The organism is Pseudomonas sp. PS01303 (genome assembly GCF_029959385.1).
GTDB lineage: Bacteria > Pseudomonadota > Gammaproteobacteria > Pseudomonadales > Pseudomonadaceae > Aquipseudomonas > Aquipseudomonas rustica.
Genome location: NZ_JASCPK010000243.1, coordinates 1 through 4,770 on the forward strand (window position 1 = coordinate 1; position 4,770 = coordinate 4,770).

A 4,770-nucleotide genomic window follows, 5' to 3' on the forward strand; every position below is an offset into this window, starting at 1 on the left:
CTGCCGAAGGCTGCGATCTTTTGATCTTGATTATAAAAAACAGGATCAAAAGATCGCAGCCTTCGGCAGCTCCTACAGGGATTGTCATAGGTTTGCCAGATAGGCCCACGGGTAGATGCCGCGTTGGTGGCCATCGCTGAAGATCAGTTGCACGCCGTAGCCCTGGGGGTTGAGTTCGATCAGGCGAATGCGGTCATCGACCATCGGCACCATGCCTTTCAGGCGGAAGGCGCGGCATTGCGAGCACGGGCATTGGCGGCGCAGTTCGGCGTGGTTGAGTTGCTGTTCACGGCCATCCGGCCAGTTCAGGCGCAGCGTTCGTTCACTTTGTGAATTACCGACGGACAATGGGTTCATTGCAGCTGACTCAAGGCGATACGCACGGCTTTGCGCACTTCCGGGTCGCCATCATCCTGCGCGGCCTGCAACGCGGCCACGGCGCCGCGATCATTCAATTCTCCCAAGGCGAGCGCGGCTTCTTTGCGCAGGTTGCTGATGCGATGGCCGAGGGTGTCGATCAATGCGTCCAGCGCCGGAGCGAAACGCAGGCGACCGAGGCTGCGCGTGGCACGCAAACGTACCTGCCAATAGTCATCGCTCAAGGCGTCAACCAGTGCTGCGCCGGCGTCAATGTGGCCGACTTTGCCCAACGTGGTCGCGGCTTCTTCGCGCACTTGCCAGGCGTTGTCCTGCAAGGCCTGACGCAGTGCTGGCAGAACTTCAGCGCTGGAGGCGAGGCCCAATGCACCGGTAGCGGCGCGGCGCACTTCGGTGTCGGGATCGTCGCTGGCCAGTCTTGCTAATGCCGGTAACGCGTCGAGTTGCTTGAGCCAGCCGAGTACGCCCACCGCTTCACGGCGAACGCTGGCATCGGCATCGTTCAGCGCCGAGAGCGCAGCGGGTGCGGCATCGGCGAATCGCAGTTCACGCAATGCACGGAACGCCGCAATACGAACGCTGACATCAGCGTGATCAGTCCACGGCAGAATCACTCGTCCCGCCGCTTCCGTTTTCAGCAAGCTCAGGCTCTGCGCGGCAGCCGATTGCACCGAAGGTGCGGGATCAGTCAGCGCCTCACACAAGGCTTGCACGACGTCTTCATCTTCCCAGGCTTCCAGCAATCGCGCGGCTTCAGCGCGGACTTCTTCAGCGGGATCCTGGCCCAAGCGATCCACCAGCCAGAGCAGGCCATCCGGCTCTTCGAGATCGGCCAGATCAATCAGGGCAATGCGCCGCACCCCGGCGTCTTCAGCAGTCAGGCGCGGTTGCAGGGCGAGGATGTCATCGTTATCGGTCACAGCAAAAATAGAGGTCATAGGGCAAATCGCGGCAAAGGGTTTTCGGGAGGCAGACCGAGCGGGTTGAGGCGCGGCAGCGGTCGGTCGTCGTCGTGGCGCAGCAGGTCGAGGCAGTGGCGTTTGAGGCGCGAGAATTCAGGGCTGGTGACCAGCTCGCTGGTGCGCGGTCGGGCAAAGTCGAGGCGCAGATCTTCGATGATGCGCCCCGGCCGCGCGCTCATCACCAGCAAGCGGTCGGCGAGGAACAGCGCCTCGTCGATGTCATGGGTGACGAACACCACGGTGGTGCGAATGCGCGTCCAGATGTCCAGCAGCAGCTCTTGCATGTTCAACCGAGTCAGCGCATCCAGCGCGCCGAATGGCTCGTCCATGAGCAACAGGCGCGGGCGATTGACCAGCACGCGGGCGATTTCCACGCGTTGCTGCATGCCGCCAGAGAGCTGATCGGGCCAGCGTTCGGCGAAGCCTTCGAGGCCGACCAGTTTGAGAATGTCGTCGGCGGCGCGATGCCGTTCAGCTTTGCCGATGCCGCGCATCTTCAGGCCGAAAGCGACGTTGTCGCGCACCGTGCGCCACGGGAACAGCGTGTGATGCTGGAACACCATGCCGCGCTGTGGTGATGGGCCAGACACTTCGCCGCCATCAACTTTCAGGCTGCCGGCGTGAGCGCTCAAATGCCCGGCCAAAGCGCCGAGCAACGTCGATTTGCCGCAACCGGACGGGCCGAGAATGCATACGAACTGGCCGGGTTCGATCTGGCAATCAAGGCCTTGCACCGCTTCAAAGGCTTCGCGACCTTCGCCGAGGACGATGGACAATTGGCGAATGTCGATCCGCCCTTCCGGGGTTTGCATGACGCTCATCAGGCTTTTCCTCGCGGTCGATGCCAAGGCGTGAACAACCCGCCCAGACGTTTGATCAGCAGACTGCTGCCCATGCCCAACACCCCGATCAAGAGCATGCCGACGACGATGTCGGCATAGTTCTGAATGGTGTAGGACTCCCAGGTGTAATAGCCGATGCCGAACTGGCCGGAGATCATTTCCGCCGTGACCAGGCAGAACCATGAAGTGCCCATGCCGATCGCCAAACCGGTGATGATGCTTGGCGCAGCGCCGGGCAGGATCACTTCCAGCAGGATCGCCCGGCGCCCTGCCCCGAGGCTTTTCGCTGAGGCGATCAGGCGTGGGTCGACGCCTTCGACGCCGTGCACGGTGTTCAGCAGGATCGGGAACAGCGCGCCGGTGAAGGTGATGAAGACCATCGACAATTCGGAGGACGGGAACATCAGAATCGCCAGCGGAATCCAGGCGACGGCGGGGATTGGGCGCAGGACTTCCAGCGGTGGCAGCAGCAAGTCTTCGGCCCATTTTGAACGGCCGATGGCGAGGCCCAGGGCGATGCCGATCACCAGTGCCGCGAGGTAGCCGGCGAAGACGCGGCTGAGGCTGGCGGTCAGGTGTTGCAGGAGCTTGCCGGAGTCGCCGAGGCCCAGCGCGGCTTCGATCACCGCGATGGGTGTCGGCACGTTGGCGAAGGTGACGAGGCCGAGGTTCCAGTGGTGGCTAGCGGCGAGTTGCCAGAACAGCAGGCAGAGCAGCAGTGATGCGGCTCTGGATGTCCAGCGTAGGGTGGGTGATTTCATGGATCGGGTTTCCGGTTGTGGTGCTGTGGTGTGGCTGATATTTACCCCCTCACCCCAGCCCTCTCCCCCAGGGGGGCGAGGGGGAAAGGGAGCCGATCTCCGAGCTTTTCAAAACCCGAGTTCGACTCGGTATTTCAAGTCGGCGTACTTCGCCCAAACACCTCGATCAGTCCCCTCTCCCTCCGGGAGAGGGCTAGGGTGAGGGGCTCTTGATCTTCATCAACGCGAGGCAACGGCTTGGGTGGTGGCATCGGTGAAGTCAAAGACTTTACCGCCCTGCGCCGAGGCAAATTGCTGAGCCTGGCCTTTGAGCAGGAAGGCGCTCAAGCGGCCCTTGGCATCACTGGCAAACCACGCCTGCTCAGCCAACAACTTGATCCCGCTATCACTGGCCTGTGCATACACCGCCCGAACGCTCTTGCCTTCCTGCTTCAACGCCGCCAGCGCAGTAAACGCCTCTTCCGCCGACGCGTACTGACGCACCTTGTCCTCACCGCGCACCCAGATTTCGGCGACATGACTGAAGTCGGTAATTGCCTTACCCGTTGCGGCATCCGTGGCTTTCAACGGCGTCTGCGCGTAATCCGCCAACTGCGCCGTGTAATCCAGACCCGACGCCTTGAACGCCGCACGAATGTATTGATCGTCAATGAAGTTGTTCAGATCGAGCCCGCGATCAGCTTTCTTCAGCAGCTTCAACGTGTCGATCGCAGTACCCACCGCCTGACGATATTCAGGCTTCCAGCTCAGGTCGCGGGTCTGCACACCGAGCGGGCCATGGAACAGGTAGTTCACCTCAGCATCGACGCCGGTGACTTTGGCGATCAACTCGCTGTACTTCTCAGGCTCAGCGGCGAGCAACTGATTGGCCTCGATGCTCGCACGCAGATAAGCGACGACGACTTCCGGGTACTTCTTCGCATACGCCTGATCCACTAGCGCACCATGGAACGTCGGCGCATTGGCCTGGGCGCCGTCATAAATCTTGCGCGCGAAACCCCGGCTCGGGAACAGTTCGGCGAACGGCACAAAATCGGCGTGGGCGTCGATCTTGCCAGCCTGCAACGCGGAGCCGGCGACTTCCGGCGGCTGGGCGATGATGTTGACGTCCTTCAGCGGATCCCAGCCCTGCGCCGCGACGGCACGCAGCAACATGCCGTGCGCGGTGGAGGCGAACGGCACGGAAATGGTCTTGCCCTTGAGTTCGCTCAGCGACTGCACATCCGATGCGCTCGGCACGACAATGCCGTTGCCGCTGCCCTTGATGCTGCCCGACAACACACTGATAAACAGGCTGTGCTTGCCGGCGGTTTCAAACGCCACGCCGTTGAACGCACCAGGGAAATCGGCCATGGCGCCGAAGTCGAGTTTGCCGGCGACCATCTCGTTGGTCAGCGGTGCGCCGCTGGTGAAGTTCTTCCACTGCACATCGTATTTGGCGTCTTTGTAGGCGCCGTCGTGGGGCAGGTATTTGTCGAGCAGGCCGAGTTCACGAATCAGCAACCCGCCGGCGGCGCAGTTGATGGTGGTGTCCTGGGTGCCGATGGCGATGCGGATGGTTTCAGCCGAGGCCGACACGGTGAACGAAGCCAGTACCAGACCGGCGATTGCTGCACGCAACATGGTTGTTTCCCCTCGAATCATTTATTTGAGTTCGTCTCCGCCGCGATCAGGGCGCGGTGGGAAACGAGGGGTTTTCGGTGAATCCAGCGTCCGGGGTTTGCCGGATGGCTTTGGGGTGTCGTAGATCTACTGTAGGAGTGAGCCTGCTCGCGATAGCGGTGTGTCAGCCAGCACATCTAAATCTGACCCACCGCTATCGCGAGC

At 61.8% G+C, this 4,770-nt stretch carries 5 protein-coding genes; all 5 read right to left on the reverse strand.

What is annotated here, in order from left to right:
- Positions 1 to 84 precede the first annotated feature (84 nt).
- Positions 85 to 357, reverse strand: coding sequence for a DUF971 domain-containing protein (locus QMX93_RS29710; protein ID WP_282359130.1), 273 nt, complete (start codon positions 355 to 357; stop codon positions 85 to 87).
- Complete coding sequence (locus QMX93_RS29715) at positions 354 to 1,316, reverse strand: HEAT repeat domain-containing protein (RefSeq protein WP_282359132.1); 963 nt, start codon at positions 1,314 to 1,316, stop codon at positions 354 to 356. Before QMX93_RS29715 ends, QMX93_RS29710 begins: the two co-directional genes overlap by 4 nt.
- On the reverse strand, positions 1,313 to 2,161 hold the full coding sequence (locus tag QMX93_RS29720; RefSeq protein WP_159814803.1) for an ABC transporter ATP-binding protein: 849 nt from the start codon (positions 2,159 to 2,161) through the stop codon (positions 1,313 to 1,315). The genes QMX93_RS29715 and QMX93_RS29720 overlap by 4 nt, the downstream gene beginning before the upstream one ends.
- Positions 2,161 to 2,943: an ABC transporter permease gene (locus QMX93_RS29725; RefSeq protein ID WP_282359134.1), complete on the reverse strand. Its 783-nt coding sequence runs from the start codon at positions 2,941 to 2,943 to the stop codon at positions 2,161 to 2,163. The genes QMX93_RS29720 and QMX93_RS29725 overlap by 1 nt, the downstream gene beginning before the upstream one ends.
- A gap of 219 nt (positions 2,944 to 3,162) precedes the next feature.
- Positions 3,163 to 4,566: an ABC transporter substrate-binding protein gene (locus tag QMX93_RS29730; protein ID WP_282359135.1), complete on the reverse strand. Its 1,404-nt coding sequence runs from the start codon at positions 4,564 to 4,566 to the stop codon at positions 3,163 to 3,165.
- Between the last annotated feature and the right edge of the window lie 204 nt (positions 4,567 to 4,770).